27 protein-coding genes are annotated in these 25,407 nt (G+C 38.8%); 13 read left to right on the top strand and 14 right to left on the bottom strand.

Annotation, left to right across the window (positions count from 1 at the left end; all coding sequences use genetic code 11):
• Window positions 1–76: 76 nt before the first annotated feature.
• Window positions 77–670 carry an alpha/beta family hydrolase gene (locus tag OFY17_RS07845; protein ID WP_263530176.1) on the top strand — a complete coding sequence of 198 codons (594 nt, stop codon included), beginning with the start codon at window positions 77–79 and terminating at the stop codon, window positions 668–670.
• Window positions 671–678: 8 nt separating this feature from the next.
• On the top strand, window positions 679–906 hold the full coding sequence (gene tusA, locus OFY17_RS07850; RefSeq protein WP_263530177.1) for a sulfurtransferase TusA: 228 nt from the start codon (window positions 679–681) through the stop codon (window positions 904–906).
• Between the two features lie 94 nt (window positions 907–1,000).
• Here tusA and OFY17_RS07855 read toward each other — a convergent pair whose 3' ends face one another.
• The 3 genes from OFY17_RS07855 to OFY17_RS07865 all read right to left on the bottom strand — a co-directional run bounded on the left by OFY17_RS07855 (window position 1,001) and on the right by OFY17_RS07865 (window position 2,122).
• Window positions 1,001–1,348 carry an HAD family hydrolase gene (locus OFY17_RS07855; RefSeq protein ID WP_263530178.1) on the bottom strand — a complete coding sequence of 116 codons (348 nt, stop codon included), beginning with the start codon at window positions 1,346–1,348 and terminating at the stop codon, window positions 1,001–1,003.
• 64 nt (window positions 1,349–1,412) lie between these two features.
• Window positions 1,413–1,826: a cytochrome b562 gene (locus tag OFY17_RS07860; RefSeq protein WP_263530179.1), complete on the bottom strand. Its 414-nt coding sequence runs from the start codon at window positions 1,824–1,826 to the stop codon at window positions 1,413–1,415.
• Window positions 1,827–1,873: 47 nt separating this feature from the next.
• Window positions 1,874–2,122: a hypothetical protein gene (locus OFY17_RS07865; protein ID WP_263530180.1), complete on the bottom strand. Its 249-nt coding sequence runs from the start codon at window positions 2,120–2,122 to the stop codon at window positions 1,874–1,876.
• A gap of 172 nt (window positions 2,123–2,294) precedes the next feature.
• Between OFY17_RS07865 and OFY17_RS07870 the strand changes: the two genes are divergently transcribed.
• The 6 genes from OFY17_RS07870 (at window position 2,295) to OFY17_RS07895 (ending at window position 10,718) form a co-directional block, all read left to right on the top strand.
• The gene (locus OFY17_RS07870; protein WP_263530181.1) at window positions 2,295–3,332 is read left to right on the top strand and encodes an AraC family transcriptional regulator; all 1,038 of its coding nucleotides are present in this window, start codon (window positions 2,295–2,297) and stop codon (window positions 3,330–3,332) included.
• A 136-nt stretch (window positions 3,333–3,468) separates the two neighbouring features.
• Window positions 3,469–5,235, top strand: coding sequence for an acyl-CoA dehydrogenase (locus tag OFY17_RS07875; RefSeq protein WP_263530182.1), 1,767 nt, complete (start codon window positions 3,469–3,471; stop codon window positions 5,233–5,235).
• An 85-nt stretch (window positions 5,236–5,320) separates the two neighbouring features.
• Window positions 5,321–5,770, top strand: a complete 450-nt coding sequence (locus tag OFY17_RS07880; protein ID WP_263530183.1) for a YaiI/YqxD family protein — start codon at window positions 5,321–5,323, stop codon at window positions 5,768–5,770.
• Window positions 5,771–5,839: 69 nt separating this feature from the next.
• Window positions 5,840–7,129 (top strand): NAD(P)/FAD-dependent oxidoreductase, encoded by a 1,290-nt coding sequence (locus OFY17_RS07885; RefSeq protein ID WP_263530184.1) that lies wholly within the window; start codon window positions 5,840–5,842, stop codon window positions 7,127–7,129.
• A 271-nt stretch (window positions 7,130–7,400) separates the two neighbouring features.
• Entirely contained in the window at window positions 7,401–8,957 is a 1,557-nt protein-coding gene (locus OFY17_RS07890; RefSeq protein WP_263530185.1) for a sensor domain-containing diguanylate cyclase, read from the top strand.
• 204 nt (window positions 8,958–9,161) lie between these two features.
• Window positions 9,162–10,718, top strand: coding sequence for a sensor domain-containing diguanylate cyclase (locus OFY17_RS07895; RefSeq protein ID WP_263530186.1), 1,557 nt, complete (start codon window positions 9,162–9,164; stop codon window positions 10,716–10,718).
• 116 nt (window positions 10,719–10,834) lie between these two features.
• On the opposite strand, the gene yjjG is transcribed toward OFY17_RS07895, so the two are convergent.
• From yjjG to OFY17_RS07930, 7 genes are all read right to left on the bottom strand, one after another.
• Window positions 10,835–11,515, bottom strand: coding sequence for a pyrimidine 5'-nucleotidase (gene yjjG / locus OFY17_RS07900; protein ID WP_263530187.1), 681 nt, complete (start codon window positions 11,513–11,515; stop codon window positions 10,835–10,837).
• Between the two features lie 17 nt (window positions 11,516–11,532).
• Window positions 11,533–12,081, bottom strand: a complete 549-nt coding sequence (gene yjjX, locus OFY17_RS07905; RefSeq protein ID WP_263530188.1) for an inosine/xanthosine triphosphatase — start codon at window positions 12,079–12,081, stop codon at window positions 11,533–11,535.
• A gap of 95 nt (window positions 12,082–12,176) precedes the next feature.
• The gene (gene aroC, locus OFY17_RS07910) at window positions 12,177–13,274 is read right to left on the bottom strand and encodes a chorismate synthase (protein ID WP_263530189.1); all 1,098 of its coding nucleotides are present in this window, start codon (window positions 13,272–13,274) and stop codon (window positions 12,177–12,179) included.
• A 3-nt stretch (window positions 13,275–13,277) separates the two neighbouring features.
• Complete coding sequence (gene prmB, locus OFY17_RS07915; protein WP_263530190.1) at window positions 13,278–14,192, bottom strand: 50S ribosomal protein L3 N(5)-glutamine methyltransferase; 915 nt, start codon at window positions 14,190–14,192, stop codon at window positions 13,278–13,280.
• Between the two features lie 41 nt (window positions 14,193–14,233).
• Window positions 14,234–14,998 (bottom strand): hypothetical protein, encoded by a 765-nt coding sequence (locus OFY17_RS07920; protein ID WP_263530191.1) that lies wholly within the window; start codon window positions 14,996–14,998, stop codon window positions 14,234–14,236.
• 167 nt (window positions 14,999–15,165) lie between these two features.
• A complete protein-coding gene (gene sppA / locus OFY17_RS07925) occupies window positions 15,166–16,179 on the bottom strand; it encodes a signal peptide peptidase SppA (protein ID WP_263530192.1) in 1,014 nt (337 codons plus the stop codon).
• Window positions 16,176–16,826, bottom strand: a complete 651-nt coding sequence (locus OFY17_RS07930) for an HAD-IA family hydrolase (protein ID WP_263530193.1) — start codon at window positions 16,824–16,826, stop codon at window positions 16,176–16,178. The genes sppA and OFY17_RS07930 overlap by 4 nt, the downstream gene beginning before the upstream one ends.
• A 67-nt stretch (window positions 16,827–16,893) precedes the next feature.
• Here OFY17_RS07930 and OFY17_RS07935 point away from each other — a divergent pair, with 67 nt between their 5' ends.
• Together OFY17_RS07935 and OFY17_RS07940 are read left to right on the top strand one after the other, a co-directional pair.
• Entirely contained in the window at window positions 16,894–17,310 is a 417-nt protein-coding gene (locus OFY17_RS07935) for a MaoC family dehydratase (protein ID WP_263530194.1), read from the top strand.
• 21 nt (window positions 17,311–17,331) lie between these two features.
• Window positions 17,332–18,579 carry a tyrosine-type recombinase/integrase gene (locus OFY17_RS07940; protein WP_263530195.1) on the top strand — a complete coding sequence of 416 codons (1,248 nt, stop codon included), beginning with the start codon at window positions 17,332–17,334 and terminating at the stop codon, window positions 18,577–18,579.
• 19 nt (window positions 18,580–18,598) lie between these two features.
• Here the strand turns inward: OFY17_RS07940 and OFY17_RS07945 are convergent, their stop codons facing one another.
• The 3 genes from OFY17_RS07945 to moaC are packed head-to-tail and all read right to left on the bottom strand — an operon-like array spanning window position 18,599 to window position 19,772.
• Window positions 18,599–19,042, bottom strand: coding sequence for a molybdenum cofactor biosynthesis protein MoaE (locus OFY17_RS07945; protein WP_263530196.1), 444 nt, complete (start codon window positions 19,040–19,042; stop codon window positions 18,599–18,601).
• Window positions 19,043–19,297 carry a MoaD/ThiS family protein gene (locus OFY17_RS07950; RefSeq protein ID WP_263530197.1) on the bottom strand — a complete coding sequence of 85 codons (255 nt, stop codon included), beginning with the start codon at window positions 19,295–19,297 and terminating at the stop codon, window positions 19,043–19,045. It lies immediately after the preceding gene.
• Window positions 19,284–19,772, bottom strand: a complete 489-nt coding sequence (gene moaC, locus OFY17_RS07955) for a cyclic pyranopterin monophosphate synthase MoaC (protein ID WP_263530198.1) — start codon at window positions 19,770–19,772, stop codon at window positions 19,284–19,286. The genes OFY17_RS07950 and moaC overlap by 14 nt, the downstream gene beginning before the upstream one ends.
• 308 nt (window positions 19,773–20,080) lie before the next feature.
• Between moaC and OFY17_RS07960 the strand changes: the two genes are divergently transcribed.
• The 3 genes from OFY17_RS07960 to trmJ are packed head-to-tail and all read left to right on the top strand — an operon-like array spanning window position 20,081 to window position 24,712.
• Window positions 20,081–22,558: an EAL domain-containing protein gene (locus tag OFY17_RS07960; protein WP_263530199.1), complete on the top strand. Its 2,478-nt coding sequence runs from the start codon at window positions 20,081–20,083 to the stop codon at window positions 22,556–22,558.
• A 57-nt stretch (window positions 22,559–22,615) separates the two neighbouring features.
• Window positions 22,616–23,902 carry a DnaJ domain-containing protein gene (locus OFY17_RS07965; protein WP_263530200.1) on the top strand — a complete coding sequence of 429 codons (1,287 nt, stop codon included), beginning with the start codon at window positions 22,616–22,618 and terminating at the stop codon, window positions 23,900–23,902.
• A gap of 48 nt (window positions 23,903–23,950) precedes the next feature.
• On the top strand, window positions 23,951–24,712 hold the full coding sequence (gene trmJ / locus OFY17_RS07970; RefSeq protein WP_263530201.1) for a tRNA (cytosine(32)/uridine(32)-2'-O)-methyltransferase TrmJ: 762 nt from the start codon (window positions 23,951–23,953) through the stop codon (window positions 24,710–24,712).
• 94 nt (window positions 24,713–24,806) lie between these two features.
• On the opposite strand, the gene efpL is transcribed toward trmJ, so the two are convergent.
• Window positions 24,807–25,373 carry an elongation factor P-like protein EfpL gene (gene efpL, locus OFY17_RS07975; protein WP_263530202.1) on the bottom strand — a complete coding sequence of 189 codons (567 nt, stop codon included), beginning with the start codon at window positions 25,371–25,373 and terminating at the stop codon, window positions 24,807–24,809.
• Between the last annotated feature and the right edge of the window lie 34 nt (window positions 25,374–25,407).

Consider the following 25,407-nt stretch of genomic DNA (forward strand, 5'->3'; position numbering starts at 1 on the left):
ACAGATCAATCTTTCTACCTTAATACTGAGATAATAAAATGGTGTACAATCAAAGTTTAATTTTGCCCTTCTGATTATGATAGAACCTACACTATTTGTTGCTCATGGCTCAGGTGCTGGTCACAGTACACCTTTTTTAAATTCATTAATCACTGCGCTAGAGCAATCCAATACGAGTATTAAACAGGTTACTCCAGTAACCTTTTCTTATATGGAACAACAAGAAAAAGAAGGGAAAAAACGACCACCTCCTAGAATTGACAAGCTTATTCCTGAATATCAAAACATTGTTGGTAATGACACATGCATTGTTGCCGGTAAGTCTTTAGGTGGAAGGGTAGCGACACAACTATCTTGTTTACCCAATGTAAAAGCCATTGTATGTTTTGGATTCCCATTTCATCCTCCTGGGAAACAAGAAAAACATAGGCTTTCTTTCATACAGGGCTTAAAGGTTCCTTGTTTAATAATACAAGGCACTAGAGATAAACTAGGAAATTATGAGTGGGTTAATCAACAAGCTATTCCAAATAATGTCGATATTATATGGATAGAAGGCGCTGACCATGACTTTAAAACTCTAAAATCATTCAAGAAAAATCAAATGGAAACAGTTTTTGAGATTGCAGAAATAACTAAAAACTGGCTTAAGAAAACAGTTGGAGTGTAGACAACTTAATGGAATACAATGAACTATTAGATACAACAGGTCTTCTTTGCCCTGAACCCGTTATGATGCTACATGCGGAAATGCGTAGACTAAAGACCAAAGATGTTTTGAAAGTGATTGCAACAGACCCATCAACAACACGAGACATACCGAAATTTTGCCAATTTCTTGGTCATAAATTACTTGATCAAACACAAGATAATGATACGTACTACTATTGGATAATGAAAAAATAGCTTCTTTCATTTGAAAATATAGAGGTCAGAGGAGTGAAGTAGATTAAGAAAGAGCTAATATAAGCCCTTTCTTAATAGAAAAAATCACAAAGGGTTAGTGACTTTCAGTGAATTCCGAAATTAGATCATCAACAGATGGCTCGGGAAGATCTGTAGCGTCTTTTGAATTTTCATCGTGCTCGCTAACATTTTCCATTTCTTTCGGTTTGACGAAAACAAAACGACGAGGACGGGCTGGAGCTATAGCTTCTTCTTTTTCAGGAAGTAAGCCTAATCGTTCAAGTTTTTTGTGTGCTTGTTCTTTTCTTTCTTTCGCTTTTTTTGTGACAAAGCGACGACTAGCAGAAGCTTTACGAGCTTTTTTCTGCTCTTTCATTGCTTCCTTTGATCCTGTTTTGCCTAACTTCCCGCGCATGCTGCGGGACTTCTTCAATCGAGCCATAATAACCTCACTATTAACTTAGTTATTGTAACAACGAATTAACAGAAGGTCATCATAACTTCTTTCAACAAGCCCTTTTAAACTGTCGGTGGCCTTTATTTCTAAGAGAGCCTATCTCTCCAAACAATCTTCTAATATCCCCTGAATTTGACGTTTTCAGAGCAACTTTAAGATTATTGAAAACCAAAATACTCTCGTCGATTAAAGCTATATATAGTTCCTTCTCTGCAGCAGTATCATTTTCAAGAGTTAAAGAGTAAGGGAGCACTTCTCGAGACTTTGTTAAATGCAAAATCACATTGTCAGCATATTTTTCTGCAGAACTATGATCGCCAGATTTAACATTCATTGAAAGCGACTTCAAATCGTCCTTAATACCTATCATATAAGCGTGCAACTCTGTACTACCGCACACACCATGCCCATAGACAGAGAAGGAGAGAACAAGAGCGAACCCAACTAACCATTGCTTAAGCATATAACCTCCAAAAAGACTATTGTTGTAATAGTCTCTAAGATGAAAAATTAAGGGAGTAACTTATCTACGATAACACAGTCATTTGTTTCGTTTCGGCTTGATTTTATCTTGTCTAGAAGCTTTTGAGCCGTTTCTTTTTTACTACCAGACACATATTTAGAGTCCACAATCTTTTGTGTTTTTTCTATATAAGATTCTAACTTAGGCGTACAAAAATCTTTAATGGCAAATGCTTGGCTAGAGGATAACAGTACAAAACTAACACCTGTAGCGAAGGCAATCTTTCTAAATAACATTAACACTTTCCTTTATTATATAAAATTTGTTAAAAATTAGACCATAGCTAAAACAAAAATCAAACAACACAAAGAGATCGGAAGGTTTAACTTTCTCATTTTTAAGAAATTTTTTGTAAATTCGCACTACAATCATAAGCATAACAACAAATACGCAATCAAGGACGAGTTCATGAAAGCGACAGTGCCAATATCAAACGTTATTGACTTACTGAAGTGTCTAGAAAAAAAATCAATTTGCACAACCAGTTTACTAGAAGAACTTGGACACTCAAAAATAGAGATTGACTCAGCTACTGAGTTTTCGGCCTACCAATATAGTTTACTATATCAAAAAGCCATGATGCTTATGAAAGATGAGTCATTCGGAATACTAAGTGGCGGAAAAATGCCAAATGGTGCTTTCAAAATGATGTGTCTAAGCATTTTACACGCAAAAACCCTTTCACATGCATTACATAGGTGTAGTGAATTTTATGAGATCTGCAAAGGTCCTAAAATCAAACCAGTCCTAATTCGAAAGGGACAGTCTGCCTTAGTCACATTTTCGATGTTAAATGGAGAAAAAGAGGACATAAATGACTTGCTTGCCAATGAGTCAATAGGTCAAATTCGTAACACCCTTTCTATGTGGCATCACTTTATTTCATGGCTAATTGGCCGGCGCTTAATATTAAAAGCTGCCTACTTTTCAAGCTCTCAACCCGAGAATACAAGCGACTACAAAGCACTTTTTCAATCTGAGGTGAAATTTGATCAACATGCTAATAGCATTGTTTTCTCAGCAAGCTACTTAGATATGCCCATTATTCAAACCGAAAACAGTCTAAAAGATTTCATAAAGACAGCCCCGTATCAATTGCTAGTGATGGTGGAGAATGACAACAGCCTAAAGTCACAAATAATCGCTATAATAGGTAAAGACTTTTCAAGACAAATTCCCAGTGCGGAAGAAGTTGCTAGTACTTTATATATGAGTATTTCAACATTACGTCGTCGATTACATGCTGAACATACTTCCTATCAACAAATAAAAGATGAATGCAGGAAAGAAGCAGCACTGAACTACATCAGCTCACCTCAATTAACTTTAAATGACATAGCGACTTTACTAGGCTTTGATGAGCCGAGTGCTTTTTTTAGGTCTTTTAAAAAATGGGTCGGCATGACACCAAGCGAATATAGAAACCACTTAAATGATGATACGTAACGACAAAAACACTTCACAACTAAGATAATCACTAAATACTACCAAAAAATGCCATAAAGAATGGCTTAATTTGTTATTGAGTAAAATAAGCAGATTCATCATTTTAGAATGACGTGAACCATGTTGGGAGAGAGGTATGAGTGATTACCAATATCCAATCAATGACATCCTATTCAGCTTATTTTCCATAGCTAAGGTAGAAAAGCTAAATTCATATTTAGAAGAACCAATAGAAAAAGACTTCATAGAGGCTCTACTACATGAAGCAGCAAAATTAGCGGAGCAAGTTATAGCCCCTACAAATTCTGTTGGGGATGCGCAGGGAGCCCAATTAGTTGAAAATGATGTTGTTGAGTCAGAAGCTTTAAAGAAGGCATTTCAAATTTACTCGGGGAGTGGTTGGATTGGTCTCTCTGCTTCACCCCAATATGGTGGACAAGGGTTACCATCCTACATTTCTACAGCAGTGAATGAAGGTATTCAGTCTGCAAATCTATCTTTTTCTTTGTGTCCATTATTAAGCCAAGGTGCAATTGAAGCCATAGAAAAACATGCCAGCAACGAGATAAAAGATTACTACTTGCCGAATTTACTGTCTGGAAAATGGTCAGGAACTATGAATTTAACAGAAGCAAATTCTGGGTCAGACCTATCAAGCATTCAGTGTAAAGCAACCCCTGATGGTGATTATTACCGCATTAAAGGGCAAAAAATATTCATCACTTGGGGTGATCACCAAATGAGTGAGAATATTATTCATCTGGTATTGGCAAGAACCCCCAATTCGCTTAAAGGTATGAAAGGCATTTCACTTTTTCTTGTTCCAAAGTTTTTGGTTAGCAAAGACGGAACATTAACACGTAATGATTTAAAACCTATTTCGATTGAGCATAAATTAGGGATACATGCCTCTCCAACTTGTGTAATGAGTTTTGGAGAAAATCAGGGGACAGTAGGCTACCTCATAGGGAAAGAGAACACTGGTATTCGCTCTATGTTCACCATGATGAATAATGCTAGGCAAAGTGTCGGTCTACAAGGACTCAGCATCTCAGAAAGGGCGTATCAAAAGGCTCTAGCCTACGCTAAAGAGCGTCAACAAGGGGTTAATTCAATTGGTGAAAGAGCGAACATTATAGAACACCCTGATGTGCTTCGAATGTTGATGACAATGAAGTCTCAAATTGATGCCATGAGATCATTTATTCATGTCGCAGCAAGAGAAAATGATTTGTCTCAGCTAGCCATTGGTGAAGAGCAAACTCTATCGAAAGCTAGAACAGCACTATACACCCCAATAATAAAAGGCTGGATTACTGAGCAAGCTCAAGAAGTTACATCCTTAGCCATTCAGATACACGGAGGTGCTGGTTATATTGAAGAGACTGGGGTAGCTCAGTTCGCCCGTGATGCCCGAATATTACCTATTTATGAGGGAACTAATGGCATTCAAGCCATAGATTTAATTAGTAGAAAATTGCATTTTGACAAAGGGGAAGCAATGAGAAAATTGCTTTCGGATATTGAACACGAAGCTGATAACTGGGCCATTCGCAATTCGCAAAACCAGATAGCTAATTTTAAAAAGTCCCTAAGTCAGGCCAAACAGTCTACCCGATATTGTCTGGAAGCAATGGATCACTCTGCTGTTCTAGCAACAGGCGTAGCGCATTCTTATATGATGCTGATAGGGTATATGGTCGGTGGTTGGCTGCAGTTAAGAGCTCTAAATGAACTCACAGTCGATAGTAATATTTTACCAGATGAAGTAAGAAAATCCTGGGTCGATTCGATCAACTTTTATTGTGATCACATATTAATAAGAACAAATACCCATTTCGAATCTATTTGTAACGGCCAGCCTACGTTAAACCAGTTATCTTCGAGCAGCTTTGAACGATAAGTATAACTTTTTGATCATGTCTGAGTAGATTTAATTACCCTCATATTCAATAATGAACAGTCGCTAACAATCGTCGAGCATTCATATGAAGCTTTGGGTAGATGCGGACGCTTGTCCAAATGTAATTAAGCAAATTCTTTTTCGTGTTGCAGAGCGAATTGAGAAGAAATGTATTTTAGTCGCAAATCAGGCAATAAGCATACCTGCATCAAAGTGGATTGAACGACGAGTTGTAAGCTCAGGTTTTGATGAGGCAGATAATTATATTGTTGAAAATTTAACTCCCGGTGATTTTGTTATTACTGCGGATATTCCATTAGCATCAGACGCCATCACAAAAGGTGCTTTGGCCATTAATCCTCGTGGCGAACTTTATACTCAAGAAAACATAAAGCAGAGGCTTGCTATGCGGGACTTCATGGAGCAAATGAGAGCGTCAGGAGTTCAAACAGAAGGACCAACTAGTTTCAGTCAACAAGATAGAATGTCCTTCGCTAATACACTTGATAGGTTATTAGCAAAACATATTACATAAATATCAAGGCATGCAGTCAAACCAATCTATTTGTTTGTGTCGGATTACTCCCAGTTATAGGTGATTTAAATGAGAAAAATCGTAGTTGTTGGCGGAGGAGCTGGAGGTTTAGAACTAGTGACTAAACTTGGTCATGCTTTTGGTAAAAAGCGCCAAGCAGAAGTCATTCTTATCGATAAAAGCCAAACTCATATATGGAAGCCTCTACTTCATGAAGTGGCAACAGGCTCATTAGATATTAATAATGACGGCTTAAATTATCGTGCTCATGCTGCAAAGCACTCTTATAGCTTTCAATTGGGTACTCTGACTGGGGTTAACCCACAATCAAAAGAGTTAACCCTTAAATCGTTATCAGATGAGAAAGGGCATATTATTTTACCGGAGCGCATCATATCCTATGATATTCTCATTATGGCTGTGGGTAGCGTTAGTAACGACTTTGGCACTCCCGGTGTATCAGATCATTGCTATTTCTTAGATTCACATAAACAAGCGGAACGCTTTCAGCAAGCACTTTTATACCAATTTTTACGCATTCAGCAAGAAGGTGATACTGCAAAACTGCAGTTAGCTATAGTTGGTGGTGGCGCAACTGGTGTGGAGTTATCGGCAGAGTTATTTCATGTTGCCGATATGTTAAAAGCATACGGAATGCCAGAAATGTCAGGAAAGAGGGTAAATGTACAGTTGATTGAAGCGGGAGCACGTATATTACCCGCTTTACCAGATCGTATCGCTGCGTTAGCTAAAAAAGAATTAACCCGACTTGGCGTAACTGTTTCAGAAAATACAAGAGTAATAAAAGCTGATGAGGAAGGTTTTGTTACTGCAGATGATAAAAAAATAGCAGCAGATCTGATGATATGGGCGGCAGGTGTCAAAGCGCCTGATTTCATTTCTCAGATTGAAGGCATTGAAACCACTCGTAATAATCAGATCCTAGTTAAAAAAACGTTGCAAACTCATAACTATGAAAACATTTATGTCATTGGCGATTGCTGTGCTTGTGAGCAAGCAGATGGCTCTTTTGTCCCGCCTCGCGCACAATCAGCACATCAAATGGCGTCACTCGTGTTCTCAAATATTAAGTCATCCTTCTTAAATGAGCCTCAAAAAGAATATACCTACAAAGATTACGGATCCTTAGTAAATCTCAGTAACTACAGTACCGTCGGAAGTTTGATGGGGAACTTAATGGGCGGAGGGATGTTTATTGAAGGGCGAATTGCACGTTTTGTTTACGTCTCTTTATATAGGTTACACCTTATCGCTATACATGGTTGGTTAAAAGCAACGGTTATCATGGCTGCTCAAAAAATAGGTAAAGTAGTAAAGCCAAAATTAAAGCTACATTAAATGTAGCCTCAAGCATTTTAAGTTATGTCTCATTTAGCGTCATGAAAGGCACTAAATGAGACATAGGACTCCTTTTCAGCTCTAGGTTTTAGAGCGACTACTGTATACACATATCCATTACATGCTTTTACATATTTGCCTTTGTTAACTTTGTGCCAAATTGTTTCGATAAGTAAAATTGTTTGTTTAATCATAGATGTCATGAAAAAATGACCATTTGGTCATATCCCCAGATCTCAACTCTAAGAAAATATAAATAAGGCAAGTGTTTATGAAGGGAGAAGGTAACCCATTAAAGCTAAATAGGTTAATCCTATTTACTGCTTTAACAGCCACCATTATTACCTTAATAAACAGTCTTTATTCCACTTATAAAGTACAAGAAGGGTATTTAATTACTCAAGGTATCGAAGTTAACCGTGTATACGCTAAAAAGCTAGCAGATACCACTGAACTTTTTCTGAACGCATCTTTACAGCAAGTTGCTTATACGGCACAAAAAGCCTCTACTAAAATGACAAATAAAGAGGCTCTAGTAGAGGAAGTCGAGCAAGTTCGAGCTCAAACAGATAACTTTAACGCCGTTATTATAAATAGTAAGTCAGGTCGGACATTAGCCAGCTCTCCAGTTGCTTTACATCTAAGTGGCTTTATTAACATAGTAAAATACAATTCCCTTTCAAATAAAACTTTAAATGTTAGCCCTGCTTCTCAAGGTCGGGGTGCTAAAGAATTAGTGATTTTAATGTCATCACCCATTGTTAATTTAAAAAAGCATTTTCTAGGCTCTATATCCGGTGCGATTTATTTAAAGCAGGACAATATTTTCAACAAAATTCTTGGGCAAAATCACTATAAAGACAATTCAAGTGTTTATGTAATAGATAACAAAAACCAAGTTTTGTACCACAACGATTTATCTCATGTTGGCTCATTTTTATCAGACTCCAGAATAGCTGCTTTAATTTCAAATACTGAAGAAGGTAGCGGTGTAATTAAAAAAAATGATAGAGAGCTACTGGTAGGGGTAGCTAAAGTAAAAGCTACTGATTGGCTGATCGTTGTAGAGACCCCAAAAGAATCTACAATGCTGCGTCTATCAGACGTAGTTAAAGAGGTCGTATTAACGACACTACCTGTAACGATAATGGTATTACTTTTTATCTGGCTGTTTGCACAATCTATTTCTGCTCCTCTTCAAAAGCTTGAGCGGCGCTCAAAAGCATTAAGTGATATGGATACAGTGAAAGACATCGAAAAAATTAATTCTTGGTACTTTGAGAGCTTGAGTTTAAAAATAGCAATTATCAGCAGTATGAAACTGATACATAAACAAATAGGTAAACTAAAAAATGATGTAAATACCGACCCATTAACAGGAACCAATAACAGAAGAGCATTACAACTTCGTCTAGAAGAGTATCTAGCAATAGAGGTCCCTTTCACTATATTTGCACTTGATATAGATCACTTTAAAATAGTAAATGATACCTATGGGCATAAAGCCGGTGATGATGTCCTCAAACAGCTAGTTGCGTTAATTAATAGCTTTTCAAGAGAAAACGATATGCTAGTAAGAACAGGCGGGGAAGAGTTTGTCTTTATAGTAGAAAACCTATCAAGAGTAGGTGCTTTATCATGCGCCGAACGTCTTAGATTACAGGTAGAAAATGAAGTATTTGATAGTGTAGGAGATATCACGATCTCAATAGGAATATCCTCATGGCAACCTAAAAGCAGATCCATTGAAAACGCTCTATCACTCGCAGATAAAGCTCTATATGAAGCTAAGCAAAAAGGCAGAAACTGTTGCGTATTATCTGAGTAATTAAAGCACCGACAGTACCAGATATACCTTTTTAGATATGAAAATTTTAAAAAATTAACTTTTATCTAAGCATTTAAAGCATAATTACATCAATCGCTTAAACATTATTTCAAAATATTGTTATAGTTATATCTAGTAGAGTTGTTTTATCAATCTCGTCATCCTATTCAGTCATCCAGTATGAAACTTCAGAGGGCTCTTGCTTTGTCTAAAGTCAAAGGTAGTATTTTAAAACTGAATAGACTTATCTTATTTACCGCTTTAACCGCTACCGTAATCACCTTTATTAATAGTCTCGCTTCTAACTATCAAGTTCAAAAGGAACAGTTAGTATCTCAAGCTATTGATGTTAACCGTGCTTACGCAAAAAAATTATCCGACACTACAGAAATATTTCTACAGTCATCATTACAACAACTCAATTACACTAGTAAAGTCGCAGCAAACAAAATTGATAATCTAGCATTTCTGCAAGAGCAGACAGCTCAACTCAGATATCAAACCAAATCCTTTAACTCAACATTACTTGGCAATAAAGACGGAATCATTTTAGCCGGCTCCAAAGAAGTGGATGCTTTAATTGGAAGACTTGGACTCATATCACCTAGAGCTATAGAAGAAAAGGCTGTATTTATAACGGAGCCTTTCCCCAGCAGTGTGTCCGGGATATTAATCATCCTCATGACAGTACCTATGTTTGATGCTGATAACCAATATGCAGGCTTTGTTGGCGGCTCTATATATCTTGAAAGAGACAACATTTTAGGCAACATATTGGGAGAGCATCATTACAAAGATGGCTCAACCATATATGTAATAGACAAAAGTAAAAAGATTCTCTATCACAATGATTTAAGTAAAGTAGGTACTTTCGCAGATGTTGATTTAGATACTGTCGAAAGTAACGAGGGAGAGGGCGGTCTAATACATATGGAAAGCGGTGAAGACGTACTTATAGGCTACTCAAAAGTACCTAGTACGGACTGGGTTATTATCGCCCAAACGCCCGTCGCATCATCATTACTACCATTAACAGGCATTATGGAAGAAGTAGTTTTACACACTACGCCTATTACCTTCGCTGTTTTCATCTTTGTCTGGTTTTTTGCTCGATCAATATCTTCACCATTACAACAACTTGCTGAAAAAGCAAAACTTCTTGAAAGCCCATCGACCATTCAAGATATTGAGAAAATTAATTCTTGGTATGTTGAGAGTCACGGCCTTAAAAAATCTATCTTAAGCAGCATGAAGCTGATTCATAAACAAATTGGCCAGTTACAGCGAGACGTTACAACAGATCCGTTAACAGGTGCTAATAATAGACGTGCTCTTAAATTTCGACTTGAGCAATATGAATTATTGGAAACACCATTCTCTGTTCTAGCTTTAGATATTGATTACTTCAAGCACATAAACGATAGCTATGGACATAAAGTTGGTGACGATGTTCTAAAGCGCCTAGTTGAACTCATGGTAAGCTTTTCAAGAGACAGTGATATGGTCGCTCGAGTTGGTGGTGAGGAATTTATTTTCATTCTTGAAAACTGTTCACAAGAAGAAGCATATACATGCGCAGAAAGATTACGCATTAAAATATCTGAAGAAGAATTTAATGTTGTTGGACACCTTACAGTATCTATCGGTGTATCATCTTGGCAAAAAGATAGCATTTCAATCGACCACAGTTTAAATCTAGCTGATGAAGCCTTGTATGAAGCTAAAGGCAGAGGCCGTAACAGAAGCGTCATTATCGAATAATTAGAAAGCCATTAGCATATTGGATCAGAGTTAAGGGATTCTTAAGCAAATACACTATTTCCGATAATAACATTTATCGGAAATATTAGACTAAAAGCAATCGCCTTTTAAAGCGATCAATTAGATGGATTTAAAATTTCCTCCAGTTCACTCAATGTGCTCACTTCATAGGTAGGAATTATATGTTCAGCCTGCTTACTATTAGAATTTAGCCAGCAAGTATCAAAGCCAAAATTATTTCCGCCTAGAATATCTGATTCCAATGTATCACCCACCATGAGTACCTGATTTTTGTTTGGAGTCTCCATTTTCTCAAATGCATACTGAAAAATATCACGGTGAGGTTTGGCAATACCGACAAGCTCAGAGATAACCAAAAGAGAAATATGGGAGTCAAAACCTGTACGCTCCAAACGGACTTTTTGTAGCGCCGCAAAACCATTGGTTATTATGCCAACCTTAATATTCTTTTTTTGTAAGCTTATTAGTAACTCTTTTGCACCTGCGAGCGGCTCACAGATCTCAGCCATACAGTCAAGAAACTCTGAATTCAGTTTTTTTGCACTCACACTCAATTTATTGGCCCACTGGGTAAACCGTTTAGTCTGTAATTCCGCAGCGGTAATAGCACCATTTTGATAATCTACCCATAATGGCTTATTAACCATTTGATAGGACTCAAAGTCGGCTTGAGTAAAGTTAACTCCATAACGCTCAAAAAGCTTTTTAAGACCAGAAAAGTTATCGAAGTGAAACAAAGTTTCATCAGCGTCAAACAACACCCATTTATAATCCATCTTACTTCCCTCGTTCATTATAGATAATGCTCTGCATGCAAAATGGGGGCTAAAGCCAAGACAAGCGCTTGAGTATAAATACTTTCTCTAGTCGCTACATTGTTTGTTAAGAGGCCTATCGCACCGCCTTTTTGGCGTATATTTGAAGTGTTAAAAATATCATCCATTACATGGCCTAACTCTTCATTATTCTCTAATCGTTTAAATACTTTACTTGGTAATGGCAAATTCGCAGATCGACCAGTTGTTAGACTCATATTTTTAGTAAGGATAGAAACATAGGCGAATGTAGCGGCGCCCTCTTCAAATTTATCCACTCCTCCTTCCATAGAAACAAAGTAATCAAATCTGTTTTCTGAGTCCAGATTAGAGCAGTATCGTACCCTATTTTCAGCCCCCAAACGGGTTTCTGACTCTGTCATGGGTTGGTTAGCCACCCCTGAAAGGGCTTCCATACCTTCACACTGAATCACAAGATCAGGAAAAACAGCTAAAAAAGCATTTTTAGCGGCTGAGACTTTTACTGGGTTGGTGGATGCAACGCATAAATAAATTTCTTTAGTCATTTTTACCGCCAGATAAATCCTTTTAATTTTGAAATAAAAAAGCCGTAACTAAACTCAGTCACGGCTCATTAAAAAATACTCAAGCAACTTTAAGCTTAAGCCTGCCCTTTGATGATAGGCGTTGGGCACACTACATCCGCATTTTGCGCCCTGTGTCTTAGTAAGTGATCCATTACCGTTAACGCAAGCATTGCTTCTGCTATTGGCGTTGCACGAATACCAACACAAGGATCGTGACGCCCCTTAGTGACAACTTCGATCTCATTACCTTCTCTATCGATGCTTTTTCCAGGAGTAACAATACTCGATGTTGGCTTAAGTGCCATATGAACAACAAGATCTTGGCCTGATGAAATACCACCAAGAACGCCACCGGCATGATTACTTAAGAAGCCTTCAGGTGACATTTCATCTCTGTGCTCACTACCTTTCTGTTCAACAACAGCAAAACCATCACCAATCTCAACACCTTTTACTGCATTGATGCTCATCATAGCCTTGGCAACATCTGCATCTAAGCGATCAAATACAGGTGCACCTAAGCCTGGCATAAGGTTTTTCGCAACCACAGTTATTTTCGCGCCAATAGAGTCTTTCTCTCGGCGTAATGCTGTCATGTATTCTTCAAGTTCTGGGATAGCATCTGGATCAGGGCTAAAAAAGCTATTTTCATATACTTGGCTAAGGTCTTTAACTTCCAGTTTGATTGGACCGAGTTGAGATAGGTAACCTTGAATCTCAATACCAAACTGCTGCTTTAGGTATTTTTTAGCAATTGCACCCGCTGCAACTCGCATTGCGGTTTCACGAGCGGAGGAACGGCCGCCACCACGGTAATCACGAAAACCGTACTTTTGGTCGTAGGTATAATCGGCGTGGGCAGGACGGAATGTGTCCGCAATGTTGCCATAATCTCGAGAACGCTGATCGGTATTTTCAATTTGTAAACCAATTGGCGTTCCTGTCGTTTTCCCTTCAAAAACACCTGAAAGGATTTTTACTTGGTCTGGTTCACGTCTTTGAGTTGTGAACTTTGAGGTACCAGGCTTACGAAGGTCGAGATCTCTCTGTAAATCTTCTTCAGATATCTCAATCCCAGGCGGGCAACCATCCACAATAGCACCTAGTGCTAAACCATGACTTTCACCAAAAGTGGTGACTTTAAAAAGTATTCCAAATGTATTACCAGACATAGGCTAATTCTGCTCTTGTAAAAGTTCGACAAGTTGTTCTTTATTTAATACGAAAACGCCATTTCCGCCATTCTCCAATTCAACCCACATAAAAGGTGTATCTGGATAGGCAGCTTGCAATGCGATTTCTGTGTTACCTACTTCATACACGAGAATACCGTCATCGTGTAAGTAATGGGCAACTTGAGATAAAAATTCATGTGTGAAAGTAAGACCATCTTCACCGGATGTTAATGCTAGCTCAGGCTCTCTATGGAATTCTGCTGGCGCACTATTAAAGTCATCTGCATCCACATAAGGAGGGTTGCAGATAATTAGGTCATATTGTTTACCATCTAACCCTTTAAACATATCTGAGTGAATGGCTTGCACCCTATCTTCCACCTGATGGGTAATAATATTTTCATTAGCCACTTCAAGGGCGCTCTCACTGATGTCGGTTAAATCCACATTAGCGTCATCAAACACCAAAGCGGCAGCAATACCTAAACAGCCAGAACCAGTACACATATCTAGTATGTTAAGTGGGTAATGGGATAGCCAAGGAGAAAATTCTGCCTCAAGTAAAGCAATAATCGGAGAGCGTGGAATCAAGGTGTCTTTTGTTACTTTAAAAGGTAACCCCATAAACCACGCTTTACCTAACAAGTAAGGTAGCGGTTCACGCTTTTTAATGCGCGTATCAACCAGTTTTATAATATGTTTCTTTTCATTCACTGTAAGAGAGCATTCCAGCATGTCTCGATCGAAATCGAGCGGCAAGCTTAAGCTTCCCATAACCAATTGAACAGCTTCATCCCACGGGTTATCTGTGCCATGACCATAAAAAAGGTCAGCCTTTTGAAAACGAGTGAAGGTCCAACGGATAAAGTCTTTTATGCTGGATAAATCTCGAATGGCGGATTGTCTCGTACTCATTATTTCTTCTTAGTGAAAATTTTAATGGCGCATTATAGCGCCTATTCATCAATCTCTCTATCTTTGTTCTGAAAACTCAATAAAGTTGCCGTCATCGAATCTAATCTATCATTGAGATTTTGCCACTTAGCATCGCTGTCTTCTTTTTGAAGAGTCGCTTGTTTTTGTTCTAATTCAAAAGTACGTCTGTTATCCGCTTTTAAAGAAGCCAACTCGTTATCTAATTTTGCTAAATCAACCTCTTTCTGAGATAAATTTGCCGCAAGTAAATTATTCTCTTCCTTCTCTTTTTTGAGCTGATGGAAGAGGACCTGATTTTGATTTTTTAAATCTTGACGCCTTTCTTCACTATAAGAAAGTTTAGCTTTCAACTCTGATAACTCTATCTGACTTTTAGCATAAGATTTTGAAAGAGTTTCAAATTTCTCCTGTAAGCTAGATAAAGCTTGGGAGAGTGATAGATACCCTCCTTCTACGGCATCTACTTTTAATTTCTGCTTAGACTCAGCATCTACTGTTTTTTCATCTAAAAGCTGTCCAAGTTGTTCCATTAGCTTTCGATTAAAGCTTTTAAAAGTTGGAGCTAAGACTTCTGACAATGACGCAAACTGATTCTCTTGGTGTTCCCGATATAAGTCCTCCCATTCAGAGATAGCTTTCATAAAAGTGGTGTTTGAGCACTTTCTTCCATCCTTGTTCGAAAAATATTCCGCTAATCTTGGAATATTTGGATATTGGTTCAACTCCATCAACTCCCAGCAAGCCATATGTATTTCTTCTGATGTGATATTTGCCTTTCTAGCCACAGAACACCTCCAATGAAAACAAAAGATAAATTAGATAAAAATATTACACTATTTATTTTAAAGGTTGAAGATGCAGCTCAATGTAACAAAGACATAAAACATGAAAAAAACTCAAGGCACAAAAAAAGCCCCTCGTTGGGGCTTTTGATAAAACATATGCTAATAGCTTAATTCAAAGAAATCTTATTAAAAACTGAGTGCACCATCTCAACCCCCAATTCCTTTACAAAATCTTCTAGGTTTTGTTTCTTTGACTTATAAAATACAGGCTCAGCATCGGGAAAACGCTTTTCTAAAATACGACTCACACTAGATAGGCCGTCAACCAAACCAATCTCAATCGCCTGTGTTCCAGTAAACACCATGCCAGAAAAAACATCCTCATTGATAATCAAACGATCACCACGACCTTCTTTAACTGCACTAATAAACTGCTTATGCGTTTCATCAAGAACAGACTGCCACTTCTCTTGCGCTTCTTCCGTCATAGGGGAAAACGGATCCAAAAATGCTTTATTTCTGCCTGCTGTAAAAGTACGACGCTCAACACCAATTTTCTCTAGCAAGTTACTCGCATCAAAACCCGATGAAATAACCCCGATGGACCCGACTAAGCTGGCTTTGTCTGCATATATTTCAGTTGCGGCAGATGCAATATAATAACCACCCGAGGCCGCCATATCTTCCACCACCACAATCACAGGAATATCTGGATACTCCTGCCTTTTATCCATGATGGCATCATAAATAATTCCCGAGTGAACAGGGCTACCACCTGGGCTATTCATCTCAATAACAACCCCCTGCAATCTTGAGTTTTGGTAAGCATTATTTAAAATTCCTACAAATTCGTAAGATTCAATATCCGCTTCAGCACCAATCACACCACGCATAGGAAGCATAGCGACAACATCTTGAGGTAAAGCCACTTCATCAAAGTTACTTTTATATAACCAGCTCCCCAACAAACTCAAAACAATTGCAAAGGAAATTGAACGAAAAAATATCTTCCAACGTCTTGCACGACGTTTTTCAACTAAATTTTCGTTTAGCGTTTTTTCTAGAAGCCCCCATATGGCAGAGTTTGGGTCTACTAGGTCTTTTTTAACAGGCTCTTTTTCCTGCGCTTCACCTTCCGTCACTTCAGTTTGTTTTTTCTCTTCCTCTTCAGTCCAACTCATTCCTTTAACTCCAAAACATCTATCAGTTCATCAAAGTTATTTATTAAAGCATAAGGGCGACAAGCCTCTAAACGGTAAGACTCATGGGCGCCATAAGTCACTCCTACACTCCTAATACCTGCGTTATGTGCCATATTTAAATCGTATTCTGTGTCGCCCACCATAACCACATCTTCTGGTGAAATAGCCAATTCTGACAACAACTCATTCAGCATAAGAGGGTCTGGCTTGGATAAAGTTTCGTCCGCACATCTTGATGATTGAAAGTAATTTCGAGTGTCAGTAAGATCCAACACCCTTTCTAACCCTCTTCTGGTTTTGCCTGTAGCAACCGCCATAATGATGCCTTTCGATTTCAGGCTGTCTAGCGTTGTTATAACATTAGCGTAAGCTTCTGGAGGCACTTGATCTCTCGCAACATACAATTTTTTATAATGTTCGATAATTTCTTCTTGCGCTTCATTGGAAAGCTCAGGCCATACTGTGGAAACCGCCTTATCCAATGAAAGCCCTATAATATTTTTTATATCGTCTTTTTCTCGCTTTGGTGCATTAGATAGCTCACCCGCATGCAGCATGCTTTGACAAATCTTATCGATAGAATCGAATAAGGTACCGTCCCAATCAAAAATCACTAACTTAACCATAGATACCTCTTAAGAATATTGCGCCGAAAGTGTAACATAGCGAGAATTCACTTTTTAAGGAAAGACAATGACTTCCGGATATACACTAGAGCAACTTTCAGTAGACCAAAGCGTAGAATACCGTAAAACCGTTACTCAAGCTGACGTTCAAGCATTTGCTGACGTCACTGGTGATACGAACCCAGTTCATTTGGATGAAGAATATGCAGCAACCACCTCATTCGGCAAACCTATTGCCCATGGCATGCTGACTGCTGGTTTTATCTCTGCCGCAATAGGCACCCAATTACCTGGCCCCGGCTGTATCTACCTAGAGCAAAGCTTGAAATTCCGAGCTCCAGTATTTGTTGGTCAGGAAGTGGTTACCAAGGTTACCGTAACAGACATCAATGAACGCCGCTGTCGTGCAACGTTAAAAACCACGTGCGAATGTGACGGAAAAGTCGTTGTCACAGGTGAAGCAACTATTATGCTTCCAGCATAAATACACACAGTTAACTAAACTATGATGCCTCTCGCCTTAATTGATAATCTAGACAACCTGCCTAACCCATTTACAAGGTTTCAGCTAATTGTCGATCAATTAAGGCCACATATTCCACAGCTGGATAAAACAGAATATCAGCAAGATCTGCAGCTGGCTCTTTGCTTTATTTATAGCTATAACGGCTCCCAAGCCACCTTTAATTCTTATCGACGAGAAGTTGAGCGATTGCTTTTATGGTCTTGGAACATGGCTAATTGCCCGAGCACACAACTTAGGCGCGAGCAAATAGAGGAATTTATTCATTTTTGCGCAACACCACCTGAAACATGGATTGGCACAAAAAATGTTGCCCGCTTTAAATTGCAGCAAGGTTTAAGAAAGCCAAACAATGAATGGCGCCCTTTTGTCGCTCATATCAGTAAACTCGAATTTAAAAACGGCAATACACCTAAAGCAAAGCAGCACTCTTTTTCGCAAGCTGCCATACGAGCGACCTTCTCTATCTTATCCTCCTATTACGGTTTCCTCATGCAAGAAGATGCGGTGGAGCAAAATCCTGTCGCATTAATACGGCAAAAAAGTAAATTCATCAAAAAAGAAGTCTCTAGAAAGCAAGTTAGACGAATATCCAACCTGCAATGGGATTACGTTATTGAGACAGCAGAGATGCTAGCTGAAGAAGACCCGGTGATGCATGAGCGCACCCTCTTTATAATGAATGCTCTTTTGGGAATGTACCTGCGTATTTCAGAATTAGTAGCCGATGAAAGGTCGGCTCCGATTATGGGTGATTTTATAAAAGACGCCGATGGGCATTGGTGGTTTAAGGTTCTTTCTAAAGGCAACAAAGAAAGGCTGGTGACAGTATCTGATGACATGCTGCAAGCACTCATTCGTTACCGCCGCTTTAGAGACCTAGCCGACTTGCCAACCATTGCCGAAAGCACTCCTCTCATTCCTAAAAATCGCGGCCAAGGTGCCATGACCAGCTCAAGACAAGTACGTAATATTGTTCAAAGTTGCTTCGACAAAGCCTACGTTCGCATGTGTGAAGATGGCATGAAGAACGACGCTGAAGACTTGCGAGTAGCAACAGTTCACTGGTTAAGACATACTGGCATTTCGGAGGATGTAAAAACTAGACCGAAAGAGCATGTTAGAGAAGATGCAGGACATGCCAGCATGGCCACGACAGACAAATACATAGATACCGAGTATAGGGAACGTCACGCCAGTGGCCGTAAGAAAAACTTACGCCCACATTAAGTTTAGTAAAACCCTATTTCTACCAACGCTCTAAACTCTCTTCATCCCGTATGTTGGCAGACACCCATTTGGAGTCGCTTCCCTGATTTTCTTTCTTCCAAAACGCTGCGCGGCTCTTAAGATAATCCATTATAAAATCGCATGCTTGAAAGGCTTCCGCCCTATGGGCAGAACTCACTCCCACAAAAACGATCTGGTCATCCACAGATAACGTGCCGACTCGGTGTACCACGGTAACATTAAGCAATTCCCAACGCCCTTTTGCCTCAGTAACAATAGAGCTCAAGTTTTGCTCTGTCATTCCCGGATAATGTTCAAGCTCAAAAGAACATTGCTCTTTGGGAAGATCCGCAAATTGCCTGACCAAACCAACAAACATGACAACGGCACCTGTTTTATTCTCTTCAACTAGGCACTCATATAATGACTGAACATTAAAATCTTCTTGCTGAACTCGTATCATTTAGCCACCCGTCACAGGAGGAAAGAAAGCCACTTCCTTTACATTTTCAGGAATCACATCAGTATCACGTGAGAATTCGAAATCTATAGAAGACTGAATACCCGACTCTAACAAAGATCCCCCATTATTGAGCTCTTTTGAAAGCTTATGCTTCAACTCTTCAACTGTTACGGGGAGGTTTAACTGAGCTTCATAGGATGCAATACCCATGCGCTCTTTTAGTGAAGCAAAAAACACAACATTAACATTCTGCATTTTTACTACTCCAGTCACCGCTTTTACCGCCAGTCTTTTCCAATAAAGAGACATTATTAATAACGATGCCTTTATCGACTGCTTTACACATATCGTAAAGAGTAAGAGCGGTAATACTTGCCCCTGTCAAAGCTTCCATTTCCACACCCGTCTTGCCTGAGAGTGAGCATGTGCAAAGCACTTCTAATTCATTTTTCGAGATAACAGAAATATCTACCGTCACCTTGGTTAACATTAAAGGGTGACACAGAGGAATTAAGTCTGATGTCTTTTTCGCTGCTTGAATGCCAGCAATACGGGCTGTTGCAAGCACATCTCCTTTAGGTAAGCCGCCTTCTATCACTTTGGTGAGAGTAGATTCTTTCATCGACAAAACAGCTCTTGCCGTAGCACTACGTTTAGTGACACCTTTATCCGATACATCCACCATGTGAGCATGCCCAAGGTGGTCTAAGTGTGTTAGTTCATTAGCCATAAAACCGTTAACTCGTATATAAAATTACAACATCACCTAATAAAGAGCGCACTCTATATATAGGGAAAATAATAACATTTAGACAGCATCTTTGGTGAGGGACTTTAGAAATACCAAAATTACTGCCACTTATATTGATCTGAATATATAGATTAGAAAAAGCCACAAGAGCCTGTTATCGCTCGGGGACAAATATCCATCAATACATTTCACTACAAATAGTTGATTTTTGACACGCTATTATGGATATATCAGATAATTTTCACTATAGTTTTTAATAAGGATTACAAATCAGACATAGGAAGATCATGAAAAGGCTTATTTTCATTACAATCTGTATTGCTGTAACCCTCCTGTCTACCTCTGTATTATCTAGAACTATACCTTTAGAAAACTTACCAACCCTAATATCCAATAAAGACACAACCGCAAATGAGGTTTTAGCATCTTCAGACTTTCAAACTGATTTATATGAAGAGTCGCAGGATTTTTCTAATGAAATTTTTTGGCATAAAATTTCACTTCCTAAGCCTGAAATACTTGAAGGGAAGCGTAGCTGGCAACTTAACCTAAGTTACTACGTCATTGAAGAGTTAGATTTTTACTTATATCACGGGGATCAACTCCATCAGCATTGGTCCCGTGGAGCCTTACAAAATTGGACTAAAGAAAGCGGAACTTACAGCGGCATATGGATACCTATCACCTTATCACTCAACGAAAACACCACGCTTTTAGTACGCAAGGCAGGCAATAGCCCTTTACTAACCCCCTTTAAGATATTTGATGCACAAGAAGCTGAAAAACAGAAAAAACAAAAAGTGTTCTTCTGGGCTTTTATTATTAGCAGCCTACTAATGCTCTTTACCCACAACTTATTCGTCTATGTCTTATTAAAGCAACCAGGGTTCCTATACTACCTTTCTCTAAACGCTATCCTATTTATAGCGCTAGCTATCATCACTGGCTTTAATCGATGGATATTCCCCGAAGACGTGAGTCAATGGATTATGAGGAACCTATTTACTGTTTTTGGCGTTGGCACATGGGTCATATATCGATTTAGCATTAACTTTTTAAAAGAAACTAAAACACCCGCACCAAACTCAGTATTTAATAAATATGGCGACATCATTTTTATTGTCTTTTTGATTTTGAGCCAAACAATTATAGTCAAATACCATGCCCTCGCCTTCGCACTACTAGAGGTATTTATTTTAATAACCTGCACATCTTGGGGTATATCGGCTTATCTGAAAGGTTTCTTAGTGGCTAGGTTCTACCTATTTTCTTGGGTATCTCTAATGGTGGGTTGCATATTAAACACTATGATTTACTGGAAGCTTCTCCCTGTAAACATTGTCACTGAAAGTATTTTGCCAATTAGCTGTTTAATTCAACTGCTTGGATTGTCCTTTGCTGTTGCCGACAAATCCAATTATTTCGAAAAGGAAAGAAAGGCGGCTAACTTAACAGATAAAGCAACTGACCTTCCTAATCGTTCATACTTTTTTGACGAATTACCAATAGAAATCAAAAAGGTACAAGCTTTTCACCCTCAACTTGCTTTAATCGTTATTAATATCACCAGCCATATGAGCTTTAGTAAGGCTTTTGGACCTGTTAAAGCAGACTCAACCTTATCAAACATGATTAATTTAGTTCATGGAAAAGTACGGAAAATGGACGGTGTTTTCCCTATGAAAACACTCAATGGGGACACTAAGTACATCATCAGAATGAGCCCTACCATTATTGGTGTTTTAAGTACAAAACCTCATGAGCTAGACAGGCAAGTTTTACAGATTGAAGAAATAATAAATAAATACAACGATATAGATAACTCTCTATTTTGCCATGAATACAAAATTGGCAGTGCACTTTACCCATCTCAAGCCGACACTTTAGACGCACTGTACCAGAACGCTTTAATCGCAAATAACTCTGATGATTCCCCAGACAGTAACTGGACATCGTATGATGAAGAGATCAAAAGCAGCCATATTTACCACATAAGTCTCATTACTTATTTAACGGACGATATAAAAAACAACAAGCTCCATTTTGAAGTACAGCCACAAGTAGACTTAGAGGAGAATAAAATTTGTGGTGCTGAAGTATTAATACGCTGGAAAAGTGAGCTGTTGGGTAAGATACCTCCCTCCAGCTTTATACCACTTGCCGAACAAACTGGATTAATTCACCTCCTTACAAAAATGATTTTTGAGAAAGTTTTTACTTGGGTTTCAGAGTCCCCTCAGTTAACCACTCAAAACTTGTCTCTTAATATTTCTGCATTAGATTTATTACAAGAAAACTTTGCAACTCAAATAGAAAGCTTGATTAAGCAATACAACCTCTCTGCATCGCAATTTACAATAGAAGTTACAGAAACAAGCAGTTTCGAAAATAGTCCAATGGTTCAAAACAATATTTCTAAACTACACGACATTGGCTTTAAGCTTTCCATAGACGATTTTGGTGTTGGCTTCAGCTCTATGCAAAATATCATTTCCCTAGATGCCGATGAGCTGAAGATCGATCAATCTTTTGTAAAAAACTTAAGTCATGACAAACAAAGCCAGATACTTTGTCAAAACATCATTAATTTTAGCAAACAGCTGAATATCACTAATGTTGCAGAAGGCATAGAGTCAGAAGATGAACTCAACCTCCTGAAAAAATGGAACTGTAAAATAGGACAAGGTTATTTCCTATATCGTCCGATGTCACCAAACGCCTACCTAACATTAATAGAAGAACAAAATCAGCCTTTGTCCGAGTAATTATTTGATGCATAATATCGTCTTATTCAATGCTGTATGCTGGGTTTATAAACCACTATGAGTCTTATCGATGACTATGAACTTCTGGATATCCCTACCACTGCCACAGAGAAAGAAGCAAAAGCAGCATTCAGGCGGTTAGCAAGACAATATCACCCAGATAAAAACCCAGACACAGATACTACTGAAATCTTCCAGCGCCTACAGTCCGCTTATGAAAGTGTTGTTAGTGCAATTCGCCAAGGTTCTAAAACCAATGACTGGAAGCCCTTTAGTTTTAACGAAGCTGGCGCCTACGCAAGACAAAGAAAAACACAACGCACAACAAGAAACACAGACAAAGAACAAGAAGCCTTTATAAAAGAAAGACAACGCGCCTATGAAGAAATGAAGCGTAATAATGCCGTTCAAGAAAAGGCTAAACATGATGCAATTAATGCTGCTCGTAACACTCTAAACGAAAGACGGATGAAGGCACTCTATGAAGAGGCTCTGAAATCTTCAAAAGAGTTTGCTGAAAAAAATCGTCAATATAGCCATGATGAAAGCTATTTCAAAGGCGACATCCCTCCTTACCAGAGCTTTGTTGATGATGACGAAGACATAGAGGCTCAACAAGATGAAGCTATTAGCCACCCTATTCGTTTAGATGCTGCGAAAGCCGCTTTTAGAGCTTGCACCTACATTGCTTGCTTTGCTGCTGGTATCTACGGCACATTACATTGGCAATCATCCTCACAAACAGATACCGCTAATAACAAAGAAACCGATTACGTCAGTGGCTTATACCCTCAATTTAGAAGCGCTATTAATCATACCCTTCACGCCACCAATTTATACGCAGAGCCAGACAGAACAAGCACAGTGATACGCCAACTGCCTGAGCAAACAAACTTACAGAGCATTAAAATGCAGGGTGACTGGTTGACTATTCGTCATCAAGGAATGAATGGCTGGGTGGAGGCAAAAGACATTGGTTTTGGCAGTATCGAGAACGCTCTATCAACAGGCTGTATGGGGTACCCGGGAGTTGTTCCTGATCATGGTGAAAGTATTGGCGAGGCCAACGGGAAAAGTAGATTAAGAATCTTAAATCAACTACCTCAGCATAGTTTATTAACTTTCGAGTCTTACGATGGCAAAGCCCCTTTTTCTATTTACCTACATGCCAGACAATCTTATGCAGCAAACTACATACCCAGAGGCCAATATCGATTGGTGTTAGAAACGGGATCTCTGTATCATCAGGCCTGCAATCGCTTTCTTTTTAATTATGCTAACAAGGTGATTTTAGAGAATGTTGATTTCGCTAGTACTGAGCAATCACTAGCACTTAAACCATAACTGCAAACTATAAACCACAGACTAATTATTCAGAGTACATTTGAGTCCATGCTAAGTAATATACGAATTGTTTTGATCAACACCTTTCACCCTGGAAATATTGGCGCCATAGCACGCGCAATGAAGAATATGGGGCTTACTAATCTGTACTTAGTGGACCCAAACGACTACCCATCAGAAGAAGCAACCAGCCGTGCAGCGGGTGCCGTCGACTTACTAGAAAACGCAACCATTGTGCCGACTTTCGAAGAAGCGATAGCAGACTGTAGCTTGGTTATAGGTACCAGCGCTCGCCACAGAACCTTTCAGCTTCCTATTATGAATGCTCGTGAATGTGCCGAGAGTGTGATTCCTGAAGCTAACTCACATAATGTTGCCATTGTATTTGGTAGAGAGACAACCGGGCTACTTAATGAAGAAATTGCGCAATGTCATCGTCAAGTTTATATCGATGCCAATGATGAATATCCTGTTCTAAACATTTCTCAAGCAGTTCAAATTGTTGCCTATGAAATCTGGATGGCCAACCAAAATAAAGACTTTTCTAAACAAGACGCTGCTGAATATCCACGTAAAAAAGACATGGACCTTTTTTACGAACACTTAGAAGAAACCTTATATGGCATCAACTTTATTGTGAAAAACCACCCCGGAAAGGTTTTAGATAAGTTACATAGGTTCTTTAATCGCTCACGCCCTGAAAAACAAGAACTTGGTATCCTTCGTGGGGTGCTGGCAGCGGTTCAACGCGAAGCGGGATTAACAGAAGCAAACAACCATCCAGAGACTAAGAAGAAAGACTCAGAATAGTCTTTCTCTAAGAAATAAAAAAACGCAGCACTTATTGATAAGTCACTGCGTTTTGATAAGTCACTGCGTTTTTTTGTAGATAAATAAGGTTAAATTAAGCGCGGCCCGTAAACTTACGCTCTTCAACATTTACCTTAATACGATCGCCAGTGGAAATATGCTCAGGAACTTGAACTATCGCACCAGTAGACAGGGTTGCCGGTTTAGTTCGAGAAGTAGCAGAAGCCCCTTTAATAGAAGGGTCTGTTTCAACAACTTCCAATTCCACAACAGTTGGCAATTCAATAGCGACCGGAGAGTCATCAACTAGCACCACCTGTAAACCTGCCGTTTCTTCATTTAAAAACAAGACTTCGTCTTCGATTGACGCTGTGTTCAAGTTGTATGGTGTGTAATCTTCAGTGTCCATGAAAACATGCTCTTCCCCATCAATATAAGAGAATGTCGCTGGGCGTCGAATTAAGTCGGCCAAATCAAGCATTTCAGAATCTTTAAACGACTCATCTAATTTACGGCCAGTCACTACATCATACATGCGAAAACGGTAAATACTTCCACCAGCACGGCCTTGCGGTACAGAGCGTTCAATATCTTTGACGATATAGGTTTTACCATCAAAACTAACGGCGACATTTTTTTTAATTTCACTTGCCTTAGGCATACTTTAATCCTACTTCAATATTATTTTTAATTTT

Origin of the sequence: Marinomonas sargassi (assembly GCF_025716875.1) — a bacterium.
GTDB classification, from domain to species: Bacteria; Pseudomonadota; Gammaproteobacteria; order Pseudomonadales; family Marinomonadaceae; genus Marinomonas; species Marinomonas sargassi.